The organism is uncultured Vibrio sp. (assembly GCF_947488985.1).
Lineage (GTDB): Bacteria > Pseudomonadota > Gammaproteobacteria > Enterobacterales > Vibrionaceae > Vibrio.
This window is the reverse complement of record NZ_CANLBV010000430.1, coordinates 1-203: the sequence shown is the minus strand read 5'-3', so window position 1 is coordinate 203 and position 203 is coordinate 1. Positions and strand designations below refer to the sequence as shown.

General features: G+C 42.4%; 1 protein-coding gene. It reads right to left on the bottom strand.

Annotated features, from left to right (window positions below; translation table 11 throughout):
• Positions 1-203: transposase (locus Q1A70_RS20845; RefSeq protein ID WP_299697722.1), on the bottom strand; the 203-nt coding region annotated here is incomplete at both ends.

Genomic DNA, 203 nt, shown 5'->3' with positions numbered 1-203 from the left:
ATCGTTTCACTGTTAATGCTTTCGTAATCGTGAACGATGGTGGCACCAATATCCGATAGGTTCAGTGCGCCAATCATGTTCAGCCGACTGCGATTACCCGTTGTTTCAATCACTTTATCCTGACCAGTTCGTATCCAGCCATGAGATATTTTTGTTGATAGTGTTGGGTGAACTGCGTCTATAAAAACAATCGATTCATCCTT